The 19,702-nt window shown below is 40.2% G+C and carries 5 protein-coding genes; all 5 read left to right on the top strand.

All coding sequences use genetic code 11. The annotated features are described in order from the left end of the window. Position 1 precedes the first annotated feature (1 nt). Positions 2-1,261 carry a hydroxymethylglutaryl-CoA synthase family protein gene (locus BJP37_RS16835; protein ID WP_075900452.1) on the top strand — a complete coding sequence of 420 codons (1,260 nt, stop codon included), beginning with the start codon at positions 2-4 and terminating at the stop codon, positions 1,259-1,261. Then, the gene (locus BJP37_RS16830; RefSeq protein WP_081431225.1) at positions 1,252-2,028 is read left to right on the top strand and encodes an enoyl-CoA hydratase/isomerase; all 777 of its coding nucleotides are present in this window, start codon (positions 1,252-1,254) and stop codon (positions 2,026-2,028) included. Before BJP37_RS16835 ends, BJP37_RS16830 begins: the two co-directional genes overlap by 10 nt. Then, the gene (locus BJP37_RS16810) at positions 2,016-10,844 is read left to right on the top strand and encodes a type I polyketide synthase (RefSeq protein ID WP_081431224.1); all 8,829 of its coding nucleotides are present in this window, start codon (positions 2,016-2,018) and stop codon (positions 10,842-10,844) included. The genes BJP37_RS16830 and BJP37_RS16810 overlap by 13 nt, the downstream gene beginning before the upstream one ends. Then, positions 10,841-14,371: a non-ribosomal peptide synthetase gene (locus BJP37_RS16805; protein ID WP_075900448.1), complete on the top strand. Its 3,531-nt coding sequence runs from the start codon at positions 10,841-10,843 to the stop codon at positions 14,369-14,371. Before BJP37_RS16810 ends, BJP37_RS16805 begins: the two co-directional genes overlap by 4 nt. Positions 14,372-14,677: 306 nt before the next feature. Further along, positions 14,678-19,702: polyketide synthase (locus tag BJP37_RS16800; protein ID WP_143727646.1), on the top strand; the 5,025-nt coding region annotated here is incomplete at its 3' end.

The following is a 19,702-nucleotide window of genomic DNA, read 5'->3' as shown; positions in this document are numbered from 1 at the left end:
CATGCAACAAGTTGGAATTGAAGCACTAAATGTATATGGGGGTTCGGCTAAACTAGATGTGCGGATGTTAGGCGAAGCACGTCACTTAGAAATGACTCGCTTCGATAATCTTCTGATGAAAGAGAAGACAGTTGCTATGCCCTATGAAGATCCAGTTTCCAATGCTATTAATGCAGCCAAACCTATTATTGATAGTCTCAGTGATCTGGAGAATCAACAAATCAAAATGGTGATAGCTTGTAGTGAATCTGGCATTGATTTTGGCAAATCTATGAGCACTTATATCCATGATTATTTGGGGCTAAGTCGTAACTGCCGAATGTTTGAGATTAAGCAAGCTTGCTACTCAGGTACAGCAGGTTTACAGATGGCATTAAATTTGATTTTATCCCAAACATGTCCAGGGGCTAAAGCTTTGGTTATAGGAACTGATATATTTCGACCTGTTGTTGTAGAGGGAGGAGAAGCTCTCAGCGAAGATTGGTCTTTTGTGGAACCAAGCAGTGGTGCTGGAGCAGTAGCTATTTTGGTCAGTGATGTTCCTAAAATTTTCCAAGTTGATGTAGGATGCAATGGTTATTATGGGTATGAAGTCATGGATACTTGCAGACCTAACCCAGACTCAGAAGCAGGAGATGCAGATTTATCATTGCTATCTTACCTAGATTGTTGTGAAAATGCTTACCGAGAGTATCAAGATCGAGTAGAAGGAGTAGATTACCAAAAAACTTTTGATTACTTGAGCTTTCATACTCCTTTTGGGGGTATGGTGAAAGGGGCTCACAGAAGTATGATGCGTAAGTTTAAAAGGGCAAAACCTGTGGAGATTGAAGAGGACTTTCAGAAACGGGTGATGCCGGGATTAGTCTATTGTCAACAGGTGGGTAATATTATGGGAGCTACAGTATTTTTATCTTTAGCTAGCATGATTGATAATGCAGATTTTAGCAAAGCCCGACGAATTGGTGTATTCTCTTATGGCTCTGGTTGTTGTTCGGAATTTTATAGTGGAGTCGTCACCCCGCAAGGAAAGGAAATTCAAGCTCAACAAAAAATTTCATCACAGTTAGCAATGCGCTATTCCTTAAGTATGGAAGAATATGAGCAGTTACTAAGTCATAGTTCGGCAGTTGCCTTTGGCACTAGAAATGTTACCCTAGATTACAAACTATTTCCTGGTGTGTGGGAACAAATTGAAGGTAAAGGTCGCTTAGTGCTGAAAAGAATCAAGGAATTTCACCGAGAATATGAATGGGTATAGCCATGAGTTATCAAACCCTGAAAATCAGTTATCAAGATGTTGTACAAAGGATTCAGATATATCGACCTGAATCTAACAATAGCATCAATAGTCAATTAACGATGGAATTGTTGTCAGCTTTGCAAGCTGCTGAAGCGGAAGAAGTCGTTAAAGTAGTGATATTAGAAGGACTACCTGATGTGTTTTGTACAGGGATGGATTTTGAAGAAGTGGCAACAGCAAAACAATTTGATCCAAAAGCTAGTGCTAATGGTTACTACAATATTTTGAAACAAATGTCTCAAAGTAGCAAAGTAATTTTGTCACTTGTGCGTGGTAAAGTACAGGCAGGGGGAGTTGGTTTAGTAGCAGCAAGCGATCTAGTTATTGCTGATGAAACGGCAACTTTTGTTTTATCAGAATTATTATTTGGATTATTACCAGCTTGTGTATTGCCTTTTTTGATTCGTCGAGTGGGATTTCAAAAAGCCTACCGTTTAGCACTAACGACTCAAGCTATTTCAGTATCAGAGGCTGATAAGTGGGGATTAATTGATGAATATGGCAGTAATATTAATCAGTTAATAAGTAAATATATTCGACGTTTAAAGTATTTACCCTCATCAGGGGTGAAAGAGTTAAAAAATTATATTAATCAGTTATGGATTATTCAGGCAGAAACTCAAGATTTAGCCGTCAACGAGATTTCGAGCTTAATAGCAGAACCTACTGTTCAAGAAAAAATTAAACGTTTTCAAAAAGAAGGATTATTTCCATGGCAAACCTAAATCTTAATTTGGACTTAGTAGAGGGCAACTCTGATGTAGTACAACTGGTGGAGTTGGGTAATGGTGTCGTGCAAATCGCGATGCAAGATAAAGAAAACTGCAATATATTTTCTCCTGGAATAATTGAAGGATTATACAAATGTTTTGGTGCAGTTGCTCAAAACCAAAGTTATAAAGTAGTAATTTTGACAGGCTATGGAAATTATTTCTGTTCGGGAGGGACAAAAGAACGGTTAATCAGTATTTGGAAAGGAGACAGCAAATGTAATGATTTAGATTTTTTTAGAATAGCATTAGATTGTGAAATACCAGTAATTGCAGCTATGCAAGGTCATAGTATTGGCGGTGGTTTGGTTTTGGGATTGTATGCAGATTTAGTAGTGTTAAGTCAAGAAAGTATTTACACTACTAATTTTATGAAGTATGGTTTTACTCCAGGTGTCGGATGCACGTTAATTCTCCCTGAGAAATTCGGTGCTTTAGGGTTTGAAATGATGTATACTGCCCAAAATTATCGAGGGAAAGAATTAGCTGAACGGGGTGTTTCTTTTCCAGTTGTACCGAGAAAAGATGTGCTAGAAGTGGCTAAAAATATAGCCTATGAAATGTCGGAAAAACCCAGACTATCTTTAATAACTTTAAAGGAACACTTAACTTCAAAAATCCGCAAAACGCTACCAGGATTTATAGATAAAGAAGTAGCTATGCACGAAATAACCTTTCACCAACCAGAGGTAGCAAGTAGAATAGAGGAAAATTTTGACAAAAGGACAACGGCAAGTAATAACCCTCAAAATTTTCCTCAAGAGGCTGTAAGAAAAGAAATAAGAACAGATTCATTGAATTGTCAACCATTTCAGTTGAAGACATTTAGTTATGGTTCGTTAAACAATTTAACTTTGGTACCTCTAGAACGTAGAGTTCCAAGCCCAAGTGAAGTTGAGGTTCAAATCAAAACTGTACCAGTTAATTTTCGGGATATACTCAATGCACTTGGTATGCTCCAAGAGTATTACGAAAAAACATTTGGCATTGCTAATGCTGAAGATCTCACTTTTGGTTTTGAAGGTGCAGGTACTATCGTAGCTGTTGGGGCAGAAGTATCGCAGTGGCAAGTCGGCGATGAAGTAATGGTAATGAGAATTCACGATGCATTTAGTAGCTTTATTATCTGCTCGCCGGACAAACTGGTGCGTAAAAATTTTAATCTGAATATGGAAGATGGAGCTAGTATTTGGGGGCCGTTTTCGACTGCATATCACGGGTTGATTAACTTAGCCAAAATTCAGCCAGGAGATAGAGTATTAATTCACGCTGCTTCAGGTGGGATTGGACAAGCAGCAATTCAGTTGGCTCAACTTTTTGGGGCGGAAGTATTTGCTACTACTAGTCCAGGTAAGATGAATTATCTCCGGGAACAGGGAATTAAGTATGTGATGAATTCTCGAACGATGGAGTTTGTAAATGATGTGATGGAATTCACTCAGGGCCGTGGGGTAGATGTTATTCTCAATAGCCTGACTCATGGAGAATACATCCAGAAAAATCTAGAGATCCTTGCCGATAGAGGGCGATATGTTGAACTTGGTAAGTTGGGCATTTGGAGTCACGAGCAAGTCTATCAGAAACGCCCAGATATCAAATATTTTACTTTTGATTTGTTAGAAGAATTTGCCAAAGATAATCAATTGTTTTCTCAGATATGGGATAATTTGGCACTTGAATTTGACCGCGATCGCTTGAAGCCACTACCTTACAAAACATTTCCAATAGAAGATGTTCTTAAAGCCTTTGATTATATGCGACGCGGGAAGCATTTTGGCAGGGTAGTGGTAGTTATGCCTGACTCCTATTCTAGACAGGAACAAGAGTTGGATGCTCGGTTATCCATTGAAAACAAAATGACTAAAGAGGAACAGATATTATTTCAATTACAATCTGGTGAAGTTTCCTTAGAAAATGCGGAACAACTATTGTTAGGAAATACGGAAACAGAAACACAAGATAAAGCTATAGCAGAAAATCAAATAGATAATATTCAAAACAAGTTAATTAACATGGATAGCTCAGAGAAAATCTTATCTTTGATTAGTTCAGTAGAAATATCTTTAGAAACAGCAGAAAAATTATTATTAGAAGTAGTAGAACCAGAAGTTAAGACAGAGGTTAATGATGAGGTTAATCCTAGTCAAAATCATATACCAACTACAGATATAGCGATTATTGGTATTTCATGTAGATATCCAGGAGCGAATAACTGGAAAGAATTTTGGGAAAATTTAAAGAATGGAATTGACAGTGTAACGGAAGCTCCTCCTGGAAGATGGGAAGAAAAAAATTGGTATCATCCAGATCCAGATAATCCAGGTACTTCCTATTCAAAATGTGCCGGTTTTTTAGATGAAATTGATAAATTTGACCCTTTATTTTTTCATATTTCTCCGGAAGAAGCTTGGTTTATGGAGCCTGAGCAAAGAATATTTTTAGAAGAAGCTTACCACGCTATAGAAGATGCTGGATATGCTACAGACTCTCTTAGAGGTAAACAATATGGAGTATTTGTGGGAGTTACGGTAAATGGTGGTTATCTTAAGTTGTTGTCAATTTCAGGATTAGATGTTCATAGGATGGCGGCTACAGGAAATGGTCCGTCAATGATACCAGCAAGAATTGCCTATATGCTTGACCTTCAAGGGCCAGTAGTAGCTATTGATACTGCCTGCTCGTCGTCATTGGTAGCTGTTCATCAAGCTTGCCAAAGCATACAACGAGGAGAGAGCGAAATAGCGATCGCTGGAGGTATTACTCTAATGCCAACATCAGACTTCCAAATAATGTCAAGTCAGTTTCAAGTTGTATCTCCTGATGGACGTTGTAAGACTTTTGATGCTTCAGCATCGGGTACAGCCTGGAGCGAAGGTTGTGGTGTTCTCTTATTAAAAAGCTACAGTCAAGCAATTCAAGACAACGACCATATTTATGGAGTAATCAAAGGAACAGGAGTTAATTATGATGGTAATACTAACGGGATTAGTGCCCCTAGTAGTCAATCTCAAGCCAGTTTAGAAGAAGCAGTTTATCAGAAATTTGGAATTAACCCAGAAACTATTAGTTATGTAGAAGCTCATGGTACAGCAACACCTCTGGGAGACCCGATAGAAGTAGAAGCTTTAACAGAAGCCTTTTCTAAATGGACGAACAAAAAACAGTTTTGTGCGATTGGCTCGGTAAAAACTAATATTGGTCATTCAGCAGCGGCTGCCGGAGTTTCTGGTTTGATCAAGACAATTTTGTGCCTCAAAAATCAAAAATTAGTTCCATCCTTACATTTTAATCAACCAAACCCACATATTGACTTTGAAAATAGCCCTTTTTATGTCAATACAAAATTAAAAGATTGGGAAGTGCTTGAAGGCCAACCAAGGCAAGCTACAGTTAGTTCTTTTGGTTTTAGTGGCACTAATGCTCATATAGTTATAGAAGAGGCTCCTTCTCAAGTTAAAAGTCAGAATATTGTTGAACGTCCGATCCATCTGTTAACTCTATCTGCGAAAACAGAAAAGGCTCTAGAAGATTTAGTCAGTAATTATCAAAATTATTTAGAAACTAATCCCGAGTTACCACTAGCAGATGTATGTTATACAGCCTCTACAGGTAGAGCACATTTTAATTATCGATTAGGAGTTATTGCTTCTGAACCAAAAGCATTAATAGAGAAACTACTTGGGTGGAAAGCTCAGGAAGAATTAGTAGGACTATTTTCAGGAAAACGAAATAGCGAAGGTCAGAAAATAGCATTCCTGTTCACAGGTCAAGGTTCCCAGTATGCGAATATGGGAAGGCAACTTTATGAAAAAGCACCAACTTTCCGTCAAGCTTTAGAGGAATGTGACCAAATTTTACAACCCTATCTAGAAGTACCTCTATTAGAGGTCATATACTCTGAGGATGCACAAAAGTCAAGTGATAATCTATTAGACCAAACAGCTTACACCCAACCAGCTGTGTTTGCTGTTGAATATGCTTTGGCTAAATTATGGTCTTCATGGGGAATCAAACCATGTGTAGTCATGGGTCACAGCGTAGGAGAATATGTAGCAGCAACAGTAGCCGGAGTATTCAGTTTAGAAGATGGTCTGAAACTAATAGCCATGCGAGGAAAGTTGATGCAAAAGTTACCCTCCGGTGGTGAGATGGTATCCGTAATGGCATCAGAGTCTCAGGTAACAGAGGCTATAAAAGAATATAGTTCCCAAGTAACAATAGCAGCGATAAATGGACCAGAAAGTATAGTAATTTCTGGTGAGAGTGTAGCCATAAAAAATATTTGTAGTTTATTTGAATCAGAGGGAATAAAGACCAAGCAGCTACAAGTATCCCACGCTTTCCATTCTCCAATGATGGAACCGATGTTAGCAGAGTTTGAATCAGTAGCTAAACAAGTCACCTATAATCAACCCCAAATACCACTAATATCAAACGTCACAGGTACTGAAGTAGATGGAGAAATAACAAATGCTGAATATTGGGTAGATCATGTGCGTCAACCAGTAAGATTTGCCCAGAGTATGAAAACTCTAGAGTCGGAAGGATATGAAACCTTCCTAGAAATAGGACCGAGACCAATATTGCTAGGAATGGGAAGACAATGTGTAACAGAAGATGTAGGAGAATGGCTGCCATCATTACGTCCAGGGGTGGATGAATGGGAACAAATGCTATCAAGCTTAGGAAAATTGTATGTAAAAGGAGCCAAAATAGACTGGTCAGGGTTTGACTCTGATTATACTCGCCAGAAAGTAGTATTACCCACATATCCATTCCAGGGAGAACGTTATTGGGTAGAAACCAACAACAACTTCTGGCCTCAACGGCAATTTTCCCAAGGGGAAAACCTCCATCCCCTATTAGGTCAAAAGCTAAATTGTGCAGGGGAACAACAAATATTTGCATCACAAATAGGAGAAAACTCACCCAACTATCTGAGGGACCACCGAGTATTTAATCAAGCACTATTTCCCATAACAGGCTACCTAGAAATAGCAATAGCAGCAGGAAATCACCAATTAAAAACATCCCAGATAGTAATAGAAGACCTAACCATAACTAGAGGATGGATACTACCAACAGGAGAATTAACCAATGCCCAAACCATACTCACCCCAATAGATAACCAAAGCTATAAGTTTCAAATATTTTCTCAACCAGAACAACAGGAGTGGAGACTCCACACGACAGGAAAAATCAGAAAAGAGTCAACCCCCCCTACTCAGACAAAAGTTGACCTAGAAAAATACAAGAGTGAATGTAATCAAACAATAGAAGTCAAACAACATTATCAAAAATGTCAACAAGTAGGGATAGACTACGGGAATACCTTCCAAGGCATCCAAGAATTGTGGTCAGGTTCAAACCAAGCATTAGGTTATATCAAACTGCCCGAAGAATTGATAACACAAACAAGCGACTATCATTTCCATCCAGCACTATTAGATGCAGCCTTGCAAGTAATGTTTTATGCACTGCCAGCAACGGATAATGACAAAACTTATCTGTCAGCAGGAATAGAAGAATTCAGACTATATAAGACTCCCGGGCTGAGTATATGGGCATATGTATCAGTAACCAGTCAAGAAGTGGAAACTCCAGAAAGTTTGACTGCTATTGTCACCATAGTAACTCCAGAAGGAGAAATAATTGCCAACATCAAAGGTTTACAAGTCAAACTAGCAACAAAACAGACCCTACTGGGAACAGAAACCGAATCAATAGAAAATTGGTTATATGAAGTAGAGTGGAGAAACAAAGGTATTTTAGGTAAACTACTCCCACCATATTTCCTCATACCTCCTATACAAATCAACCAAAAATTAACTCCAACTCTGACAGAATTAGTAACTCAAGTAGATAATGAAACAACAGCGTCTTTTGAAACAAGCTTAGAAGAATTAAGCAGAGATTATATAGTACAAGCATTACAGTCAATGAGTTGGTCATACAAACCAACAGAAAGCTTTGCATTTGATGTAGCAGCCCAAAAATTAGGTATAGTTCCTACCCATCGACCACTGTTTAAGCGTTTGCTGCAAATATTAACAGAGTCAGGAATACTCAACTCAAAGAATCAGCAGTGGGAAGTAGCACAAACCTTACCTGAAGTCAAGCCTACGGAAAAAATCAGCAGTTTACAGAAGAAATATCCAGAAGAAACAGCAGCATTGACACTACTCTCTCGTTGTGGGTCTAAACTAAGTGGGGTATTACGAGGAGCAATAGACCCAGGAGAGTTAGTGTTCCCCCAAGGAGATTTGACAGCAGCGACTCAACTTTATGAAGACTCAACAGTAGCGAAAGTGATGAACACAATAGTAGAAAAATCCATCACCAAAGCTCTAGAAAAATTACCGAAAAGCCGGGGGCTCAGGTTGTTGGAAATAGGAGGGGGAACAGGAGGGACTACAAGCTATATCCTACCTCATCTAAATCCTCAGCAAACCGAATATACATTCACGGATATAGGGGCATTATTTACAGCCAAAGCTCAAGAGAAATTCCGGGATTATAAGTTCATAAAGTATCAAACTTTAGACATAGAAGTAGACCCGACAACTCAAGGATTTGAGGCTCATCAATATGATGTAATTATTGCAGCTAATGTACTTCATGCAACGACAGATATGAAGCAGACATTATCTCATGTGCGAGAACTGTTAGCAGATGGGGGAATGTTGGTGTTATCTGAAGCAACAGCTAAAACACTATGGGTAGATTTAGTATTTGGGTTGTTAGAAGGATGGTGGAAATTCAGGGATTATGAATTACGACCAGATTATCCTTTGTTGAGTCGTGAAAAATGGCATCATGTCTTGAGAGAAACGGGTTTTACTGAAGTAGTTACTATGCCAGAAGTGGAGGGAATGGCAGAAACATTGTCAGCACAAACGGTAATTGTAGCTAAAAGCTCTCAAACGAAGTTAGAACAAAGGAATGATGATTCTAAGAGTTGGTTGATACTGGCAGACTCTGAGGGAGTAGGGCAACAGTTAGCGACCTTACTCCGCTCAGTAGGAGAGGTTTGTACTTTAGTATTTGCCGGAGAAAGGTATCAACAGATAGCTCCGGGAGAATTTAGTATTAATCCTAATCAAGCTAAAGATTTTGAGGAGGTAATAGAGACAGTGGCAGGGAAGTCACCATCATTGTATGGAGTGGTACAATGTTGGACGACTGAAGCCGGAGTGGGGAATGGGATTAATTCTGAGGAGTTAGGAAGTTTATCGAAGTTAGGGTGTGGCACAACTCTATCTTTAGTACAAGCATTGGTGAAAGGCGGGTTATCAACTGTCCCTCGATTATGGTTGGTGACAAATGGTGCTCAGGCGGTGCCGAATAATCATCCGGTGATACCAGGAGTAGCTCAATCTTCGGTGTGGGGAATGGGGAAAGTGATTAGCTGGGAACATCCAGAGTTGAACTGTACTCGTATAGATTTGGACCCAGAGGAGACTTTAGAGGGTAAAGTTGATGCCCTATTTAAAGAAATTTGGTCGGAGGATAGGGAAGACCAGGTAGCATGGCGTGGGGATAGTCGTTATGTAGCTCGGTTGGTGGGTAGTCATCATCGGCAATTAGTGGCACAACAAGCTGATGGTAAAACTCAAAAGCCCTTAAGTTTCCGTTCTGAAGCAAGCTATTTGATTACAGGAGGTATGGGAGGTTTGGGTTTGCTGGTAGCTAGTTGGATGGTGTCAAAGGGAGCTAAACATTTGATATTGTTAGGACGCCGTTCACCGGATGATGCTACGAGGAAAAAAATAACCGAGTTAGAAATGGCAGGAGCGTCCGTGGTAGTGGAAAAAGCCGATGTGACTGATTTGGAGTCGATGAAAGGGGTGTTGCAGAGGATTGAGGAGTCAAAGCGACCGTTAGTAGGAGTGATTCATTCTGTGATGGTGCTATCAAATGGAGTGCTACGAAATCAGACTTGGTCTAGTTTTGAACAGGTGATGGAACCGAAAGTTCAAGGTGCTTGGCACTTGCATCAATTGACTCAAAGTCAACCATTAGACTTCTTTGTGCTGTTTTCTTCAGCAACATCTCTGTTGGGTTCACTGGGTCAGGGCATGGCAAATTATTCTGCTGCTAATGGGTTTCTTGATGGTTTAGCTCATTATCGTCGAACTATGGGATTACCGGGATTGAGTATCCATTGGGGAGCAGTTTCTCAAGTGGGACGAGCGCTCGGGCGAGATACAGAGACAGCCGCTATGCTCAGTAAGAATGGGATGGGTTTAATATCTCCGGCTCAGGTATTGGAGTCTTTGGAACTATTGATGAGTAGTTCGGATGTGGAAGTAGGGGTGATGCCTATTGAGTGGTCAGGGTGGCAGGAGAGAGTGGCACAGTGGCCGTTTTTAGTGGATTGGCAGGAAACTATATTGGAGGTAGCCCAACCATCGAAGTCAGATTTTCTGTTAAAGTTGGAGGCTACACCACCTAATGAGCTTCGCTTGTTGTTGGTGGCTCATGTGCGTCGTCAGGTGGCTCAAGTGTTGAGAATTAGTCATCCTGAATCAATTGAAATGGATACAGGGTTTTTTGATTTGGGTATAGACTCTTTGACTTCTGTGGAGTTGAGGAATAAGTTGCAAGGTAGTTTAAAGTGTTCAGTACCTTCTACTGTAACTTTGGACTACCCTACCATTAAGGCATTGGTAGAATATTTATATCAACAGCTATTGTTAGAACAAGTTAGTTACTCAAATACTGTACCAACTGAAGAAATCAATGAAGATAGGGAGGAGATTACTCTATGAAACTGACCGAAATTCTATCTCAAATCTCTAGCCAAAACATTAAATTATGGACGGAAGGTGATGAGTTAAAAATTAGTGCTCCCAAGGGAACGTTAACCAAAGAAATTCGCGATTTATTATCCCAAAATAAACTTGAATTAGTCAGTTTACTTCGGCAAAAGAGTAGTAATATCACTGCCACATCTAGTTGGCCGACCCTGATTCCGGCTCCAGAGGAAAGGTATCAACCATTTCCATTGAATGCAATCCAACAAGCTTATTGGATAGGTCGCAATGGATTCTTTAATTTAGGCAATATTGCGACCCATGTATACATAGAATTAGATTGTGAAAACTTAAATTTGGAACGCGTCAACCAAGCCTGGAGGCAATTAATTGAGCACAATGAAATGATGCGGATGGTAGTTTTAGCGGACGGCAACCAGCAAATACTCGAGCAAGTGCCTCCCTATGAAATTGAAGTTTTGGATTTGTCCGGAGAGTCTCCTCAAACAATTGCTTCAGAGCTAGAGAATATTCGCAATCAGATGTCCCATCAGGTGTTACCAACAAACCAGTGGCCTTTGTTTGATTTACGGGCTGCCCGTTTGAATGAACAATGGTGCCGTTTGTATATCGACATCGATATGTTGATCTTGGATGGCTTGAGTTTCTATATGTTATTTGAGCAGTGGGCGCAACTGTACAAGGAGCCAGAGAGTGAACTACCAGCAACGGAAATCTCGTTCCGAGACTATGTGCTAGCAGAATTGGCACTCAAAGATAGTCCTCAGTATCTCCGTTCTCAGCAATATTGGTTCAACCGCCTCGATGAGCTACCTCCGGCACCAGAAATGCCCCAAGCGAAAATAACATCTGCAATCACCAACCCTCGCTTCAAGACTCACACAGCTGGACTATCTACGACGAATTGGCAACAGTTAAAACACAAGGCCCGGAAAGCAGATTTAAGCCCATCAGGGGTATTGTTAAGTGCTTTTGCCTATATATTAAATTACTGGAGTAAAAGTCCAAAGTTTACTATCAACCTGACTATATTTAACCGTCTGCCCTTACACCCTCAGGTTAATGAGCTTTTGGGTGATTTCACCTCGAATATTTTGCTGGCGGTGGATCACTCACAAGCAGTTCCATTTATTAGTCGTGCTCAAAAGTTGCAAAAACTGCTCTGGGTAGATTTAGAACATCGGTATATCAATGGAGTAGAAGTGCAGCGAGAGTTACATCGCCGAGGGCGTAGTCAACCAATGGGGGTGGTGTTTACTAGCATGTTAGGCTTCGAGTATCTAGTTGATGAAAGGTTGGGAAGAAGACTTGGTTTGGACGAATTCGGAGAGGAAGTGTATAAAGTAGGTACAACACCTCAAGTGTGGCTGGATAATGTAGTCGCTGAGAAAAACGGAGCATTGATCTTTAATTGGTATGCCGTTGAAGCGCTATTCCCGGAAGGTTTAATAGATAAAATGTTTGAGGCTTATTGTGATTTGCTTCAGCAGCTAGCTACCTCGGACGAACCTTGGATGGAAACTTACTTCCAATTATTACCAACTGCCCAGCTAGCACTACAAGCACAAGTAAATCAGACCACTCAATCTTTGCCTGAAGGGCTCTTGCATGGCTTGTTTGTTGAGAAAGTAAAAGTTCAAGGTCAAGAGATAGCTGTGATTAGTCCCCAGAAAAGCCTAACTTATGAAGAACTGTATCAACGGTCTCATCAATTAGGAGATGGATTACGTAAATTAGAAGTCAAACCGAATGAGCTAGTAGCCGTAGTCATGGAAAAAGGTTGGGAACAGGTAGTAGGGGTATTGGGTATCTTGATGTCTGGTGGAGCTTACCTACCGATAGACCCTGCACTACCTCAGGAACGCCAGTGGTATCTACTTGAGCAAGCAGAAGTCAAACAAGTATTGACTCAAACTCACCTCAAACAGTCCCTGAGTTGGCCTGAGGGAATTAACTGCTGGTCTGTAGATAGTGAAGAGCTAGCAGTAGAAAATCCGACTCCCTTAGAACCAGTACAAACTCCAGAAGATTTAGCCTATGTGATTTACACTTCCGGTTCTACAGGTTTACCCAAGGGTGTAATGATCGATCATCGGGGAGCTGTAAATACAATCCTAGACATTAATCAACGGTTTGAAGTCAGAGCATCAGACAGGGTATTGGCCTTAGCAAATTTGAACTTTGACCTATCAGTATACGACATCTTCGGCGTGCTAGGAGCAGGAGGAACTATAGTGATGCCACCGCCAGAAGCAGCCAAAGACCCTGCTTGCTGGATAGAATTAATTGAAACCCATCAAGTGACTTTATGGAACTCAGTTCCTCCTTTGATGCAGATGTTGGTAGAACATTTATTCGGAACTTCAAGAGTGCCAGTAGAGGGTTTGCGAGTGGTTATGCTGAGTGGGGATTGGTTACCAGTAGACTTACCAGAAAAAATCCAGTCTCTGTGGCCTAATGTTCAAGTTATGAGTTTAGGTGGAGCAACAGAAGCATCAATCTGGTCAATTGGTTATAAGATTGAAAAGGTTGATCCTAATTGGAAGAGTATTCCCTACGGTAAACCCCTGTTGAATCAACGTTTCTATGTACTCAATGAATTGATGGAAGCTAGACCAGTTTGGGTACCTGGACAACTTTATATTGGAGGTGTAGGATTAGCTAAGGGATATTGGAAAAATGAGGAAAAAACCAAAGCTAGCTTTATTACCCACCCAGTTACTCAAGAGAGATTATACAAAACAGGAGATTTAGGAAGATATTTACCTGATGGTAATATTGAGTTTTTAGGTAGAGAGGACTTCCAAGTAAAAATCAATGGTTATCGTGTTGAACTGGGAGAAATTGAAGCAGCATTAAAGCAATTTCCGGGAATGAAGGAAGCAATTGTTACTACTATAGGAGATTCAGAACAAAACAAACGTTTAATTGCTTATGCTGTGCTAAAGCAACAGCCTATTACTACTGAAAATCAGATAGAAGAACAAGATAAAATTAGCCAACTTGATCAGGAATTAAATTCTTGTTCTCAACAGTTGCGTAAGTACCTAAGGCAAAAACTACCAGAGTATATGATTCCTTCTAAGTATGTTATTTTGGAAGCTTTCCCACTAACTGCTAATGGCAAAATAGACCGTAAACGATTGCCAGAACCTCAAGTAGAAACTATGACCACAACTGAATACATACTACCTCAAACAAAAATAGAGCAACAAATTGCTGCTGTTTGGCGAGAGGTTCTTCAGATGGAAAAAGTCGGAATTCACGACAATTTATTTGATATAGGGGGCAATTCTGTACATGCTATCCGAGTGCATAGCAAATTGCAAGAACTATTGGGCATAGAACTGAAAGTAGTTGACCTATTTACTAACCCTACTGTAAATTCCTTAAGTCAATATCTGGATCAGATTGATAGGTCATCAGGAACTATCAAAAATCGTGGAGATGAGCGATCTAAAAAAGGTATTGCTAGGAAAAAAAGGGGCAATTTTAGAAAAAGTATACGCCACAAGAAATAATTTTTTTGCGCAGGATTATATGCTACAATAAACACTGGGGATAGAACCGAAGAGAGTAGACCTATTTACCGACCCTACCCCTTATTCCTTTTGGTAAATCATCAGAAACTGGAAAAAAAATCCTGGGTATGAGCGATCCAAACTAAGGTATTATAGCGCTACGCGCAAGTCAGAAGTCAGAAGTCAGAAGTCAGAAGTAATCCCTGACTGAGTTTGAGAATTTAGAAGTGTCCTAACCTATTTGCGTAGTGCTATACTAGAAAATTAAAGTGGCAATTTTAGACAAAGTTATTAAGGAGACTGATAATGATGAATCACTTAGAAGAAAACCTGAACGATAATCAGGATATAGCAATAATTGGAATGTCTGGGCGTTGTCCAGGAGCAAAAGATATTGAACAGTTTTGGCAAAATATTCGAGATGGAGTTGAGTCAATATCCTTATCCTTTTTTTCAGAACAAGAATTGCTCAACTCTGGGGTAGAAAAAGAGCTAATCAATAATCCTAACTACGTCAGGGTTGGCAGCATTCTTCCTAACATAGATATGTTTGATGCTGGTTTCTTTAACTGTAGTACTAAAGAGGCTGAAGAACTAGATCCGCAACAAAGGCTATTTCTTGAATGTGCTTGGGAAGTAGTAGAGAAGGCTGGTTATAATCCATATACCTATGAAGGTGCTATCGGGGTTTATGCTAGCATGATCCAGAGTAGTTATTTATTGCAAGGTCGTCGTCAAGAGAGCTTGAACCCTAGCTTATTATTACAACAATATCTATCAAATAACCTAGATTACTTTGCAACGCGCGTTGCTTACAAGCTGAATCTAAAAGGACCAGCGATTGGGGTACAAACGGCTTGTTCGAGTTCATTAGTAGCAGTTCATTTGGCCTGCCAAAGTATACTCAATGGGGAATGCGATATGGCTCTTGTTGGTGGTGTCTGCATCCGTATTCCTCAAACAGTAGGATATTTGTATCAGGACGGGATGATTACTTCCCCTGATGGTCACTGCCGAGCCTTTGACGCTCAAGCTAGGGGCACAATATTTAATCCTGGTCTAGGTATTGTACTACTCAAGGGACTCGAAGATGCAATTGCAGATAGGGATTATATATATGCAGTAATCAAGGGTTCAGCCATTAATAACGATGGCTCTTTAAAAGTTGGCTACACTGCACCTAGTGTGGTAGGTCAAGCAGCTGTTATTTCAGAAGCTCAGGCTGTGGCTGGGGTAAACGCAGATACGATCACATATATAGAAGCTCATGGCACGGGGACAGAAATAGGAGATCCGATTGAAATTGAAGCTTTGACCAAAGCTTTTCAGCAAAGTACCCAAAAACAAGGCTTTTGTGCTGTGGGTTCAGTGAAAACTAATGTTGGGCATTTAGAGGCAGCAGCAGGAGTAATGGGACTGATTAAAACAACATTGGCTCTCAATCACAAATTAATTCCTCCTAGCCTGAACTTTGAAAAACCCAATCCCCAAATTGATTTTGCCAACAGTCCCTTTTACATCAATACCACTTTGTCAGAATGGAAAAGCAATGGCACGCCTCGCCGAGCTGGAGTTAGTTCCTTTGCGATGGGTGGAACTAACGCCCATGTCATTCTCGAAGAAGCACCGAAACTAGTTAAAAGCGAAGATGCCTATCGGCGCCCCTTACATTTATTAACCCTCTCGGCTAAAACTCAAAAAGCGCTCGACGAGTTAGTCAGTCGTTATCAAAATTACCTAGAAACTAATCAAGAATCACAACTAGCAGATATTTGTTATACAGCCAATAGTGGACGAGTACACCATAACCATCGTCTTGCTCTTATCGCTGCTGACCAGCAACAATTAGCAACACAACTCAGTAACCTTGGTGCTGGGGAGGAAGTTGCAGGAGTATTTCAAAAAGAATTTTCTACTGACAGTAGTGTTCCTCATGTCGCTTTCCTATTCACAGGCCAAGGTTCTCAGTATGTGAATATGGGAAGGCAACTGTATGAACAAGCACCGACTTTTCGTCAAGCTTTAGATGAATGTGACCAAATTCTACAACCCTATCTGGAAGTACCTCTATTAGAAGTAATCTACCCTAAGGATGCACAAAAGTCAAGTTCTAATGTATTAGACCAAACAGCCTACACCCAACCCGCTATATTTGCCCTGGAATACGCCCTCTTTAAATTATGGGATTCATGGGGCATCAAACCTAATGTAGTCATGGGTCACAGTGTAGGAGAATATGTAGCAGCTTGCATTGCCGGAGTATTCAGTCTAGAAGACGGTCTCAAACTAATAGCCATGCGAGGAAAATTGATGCAACAGTTACCCTCTGGTGGTGAGATGGTATCGGTAATGGCATCAGAATCTCAGGTAACAGAGGCTATAAAAGAATATACTTCCCAAGTAACAATAGCAGCAGTTAACGGACCGGAAAGTATAGTAATTTCTGGTGAGAGTGGAGCCATAACAAGTATTTGTGCTATCCTAGAATCAGAAGGAATTAAGACAAAACAACTACAAGTATCCCATGGCTTCCACTCCCCATTAATGGAAGCAATGTTAACAGAATTTGAAGCAGTGGCCAAACAGGTCACCTATAATGAACCAAAAATACCACTAATATCAAATGTTACAGGTACTAAAGTAGGTGCAGAAATAACCACTGCTGAGTATTGGGTAAGTCATGTGCGTCAACCAGTAAGATTTGCCCAGAGTATGAAAACTCTGGAAGAGCAAGGATATGAAACCTTCCTGGAAATAGGACCCAAACCAATATTGTTAGGAATGGGAAGGCAATGTGTAACAGAAGGTGTGGGAGAATGGTTGCCCTCATTACGTCCGGGAGTGGATGAGTGGCAACAAATGCTATTGAGCTTAGGACAATTGTATGTAAAAGGAGTCAAAATAGATTGGTCAGGATTTGACTCCGACTATAGTCGTCAAAAAGTAGCATTGCCCACATATCCATTCCAACGGGAACGTTATTGGATAGAAACCAACAACAACTTCTGGCCTCAACGACAATTTTCCCAAGGGGAAAACCTCCATCCCCTATTAGGTCAAAAGCTAAATTGTGCAAGCGAACAAAAAATATTTGCATCACAAATAGGAGAAAACTCACCCAACTATCTGAGGGATCACCGAGTATTTAATCAAGCACTATTTCCCACAACAGGCTACCTAGAAATAGCAATGGCAGCAGGAAATCACCAATTAAAAACATCCCAGATAGTAATAGAAGACCTAACCATAACTAGAGGATGGATACTACCAACAGGAGAATTGACAAATGCCCAAACCATACTCACCCCAACAGATAACCAAAGCTATAAGTTTCAAATATTTTCTCAACCAGAACAACAGGAGTGGGGACTCCACACGACAGGAAAAATCAGAAAAGAATCAACCCCTCCTACTCAGACAAAAATTGACCTAGAAAAATACAAGAGTGAATGCAATCAAACAATAGAAGTCAAACAACATTATCAAAAATTTCAACAAGTAGGGATAGACTACGGGAATACCTTCCAAGGCATCCAAGAATTGTGGTCAGGTTCAAACCAAGCATTAGGTTATATCAAACTCCCCGAAGAATTGATAACACAAACAAACGACTATCATTTCCATCCAGCACTATTAGATGCTGCCTTGCAAGTAATGTCTCATGCACTGCCAGCAACGGATAATGACAAAACTTATCTGCCAGTAGGAATAGAACAATTTAGAGTATATAAGAATCCAGGGCTGAGTCTATGGGCATATGTATCAGTAACCAGTCAAGAAGTGGAAACTCCAGAAAGTTTGACTACTATTGTCACCATAGTAACTCCAGAAGGAGAAATAATTGCCAACATCAAAGGTTTACAAGTCAAACTAGCAACAAAACAGACCCTACTGGGAACAGAAACCGAATCAATAGAAAATTGGTTATATGAAGTAGAGTGGAGAAACAAAGGTATTTTAGGTAAACTACTCCCACCATATTTCCTCATACCTCCTATACAAATCAACCAAAAATTAACTCCAACTCTGACAGAATTAGTAACTCAAGTAGATAATGAAACAACAGCGTCTTTTGAAACAAGCTTAGAAGAATTAAGCAGAGATTATATAGTACAAGCATTACAGTCAATGAGTTGGTCATACAAACCAACAGAAAGCTTTGCATTTGATGTAGCAGCCCAAAAATTAGGTATAGTTCCTACCCATCGACCACTGTTTAAGCGTTTGCTGCAAATATTAACAGAGTCAGGAATACTCAACTCAAAGAATCAGCAGTGGGAAGTAGCACAAACCTTACCTGAAGTCAAGCCTACGGAAAAAATCAGCAGTTTACAGAAGAAATATCCAGAAGAAACAGCAGCATTGACACTACTCTCTCGTTGTGGGTCTAAACTAAGTGGGGTATTACGAGGAGCAATAGACCCAGGAGAGTTAGTGTTCCCCCAAGGAGATTTGACAGCAGCGACTCAACTTTATGAAGACTCAACAGTAGCGAAAGTGATGAACACAATAGTAGAAAAATCCATCACCAAAGCTCTAGAAAAATTACCGAAAAGCCGGGGGCTCAGGTTGTTGGAAATAGGAGGGGGAACAGGAGGGACTACAAGCTATATCCTACCTCATCTAAATCCTCAGCAAACCGAATATACATTCACGGATATAGGGGCATTATTTACAGCCAAAGCTCAAGAGAAATTCCGGGATTATAAGTTCATAAAGTATCAAACTTTAGACATAGAAGTAGACCCGACAACTCAAGGATTTGAGGCTCATCAATATGATGTAATTATTGCAGCTAATGTACTTCATGCAACGACAGATATGAAGCAGACGTTATCTCATGTGCGAGAACTGTTAGCAGATGGGGGAATGTTGGTGTTATCTGAAGCAACAGCTAAAACACTATGGGTAGATTTAGTATTTGGGTTGTTAGAAGGATGGTGGAAATTCAGGGATTATGAATTACGACCAGATTATCCTTTGTTGAGTCGTGAAAAATGGCATCATGTCTTGAGAGAAACGGGTTTTACTGAAGTAGTTACTATGCCAGAAGTGGAGGGAATGGCAGAAACATTGTCAGCACAAACGGTAATTGTAGCTAAAAGCTCTCAAACGAAGTTAGAACAAAGGAATGATGATTCTAAGAGTTGGTTGATACTGGCAGACTCTCAGGGAGTAGGGCAACAGTTAGCGACCTTACTCCGCTCAGTAGGAGAGGTTTGTACTTTAGTATTTGCGGGAGAAAGGTATCAACAGATAGCTCCGGGAGAGTTTACTATTAATCCTAATCAAGCTAAAGATTTTGAGGAGGTAATAGAGACAGTGGCAGGG

It is taken from the genome of Moorena bouillonii PNG, from assembly GCF_001942495.1.
Classification (GTDB): Bacteria; Cyanobacteriota; Cyanobacteriia; order Cyanobacteriales; family Coleofasciculaceae; genus Moorena; species Moorena bouillonii.
This window is presented reverse-complemented; position numbering and strand designations above follow the sequence as displayed.

What these genes read in the sequence shown, in the direction of transcription:
- BJP37_RS16830 (WP_081431225.1), top strand. Translation starts at nt 1,252, where the DNA reads ATGGGTATAGCCATGAGTTATCAAACCCTGAAAATCAGTTATCAAGAT.
- BJP37_RS16810 (WP_081431224.1), top strand. Translation starts at nt 2,016, where the DNA reads ATGGCAAACCTAAATCTTAATTTGGACTTAGTAGAGGGCAACTCTGAT.
- BJP37_RS16835 (WP_075900452.1), top strand. Translation starts at nt 2, where the DNA reads ATGCAACAAGTTGGAATTGAAGCACTAAATGTATATGGGGGTTCGGCT.
- BJP37_RS16805 (WP_075900448.1), top strand. Translation starts at nt 10,841, where the DNA reads ATGAAACTGACCGAAATTCTATCTCAAATCTCTAGCCAAAACATTAAA.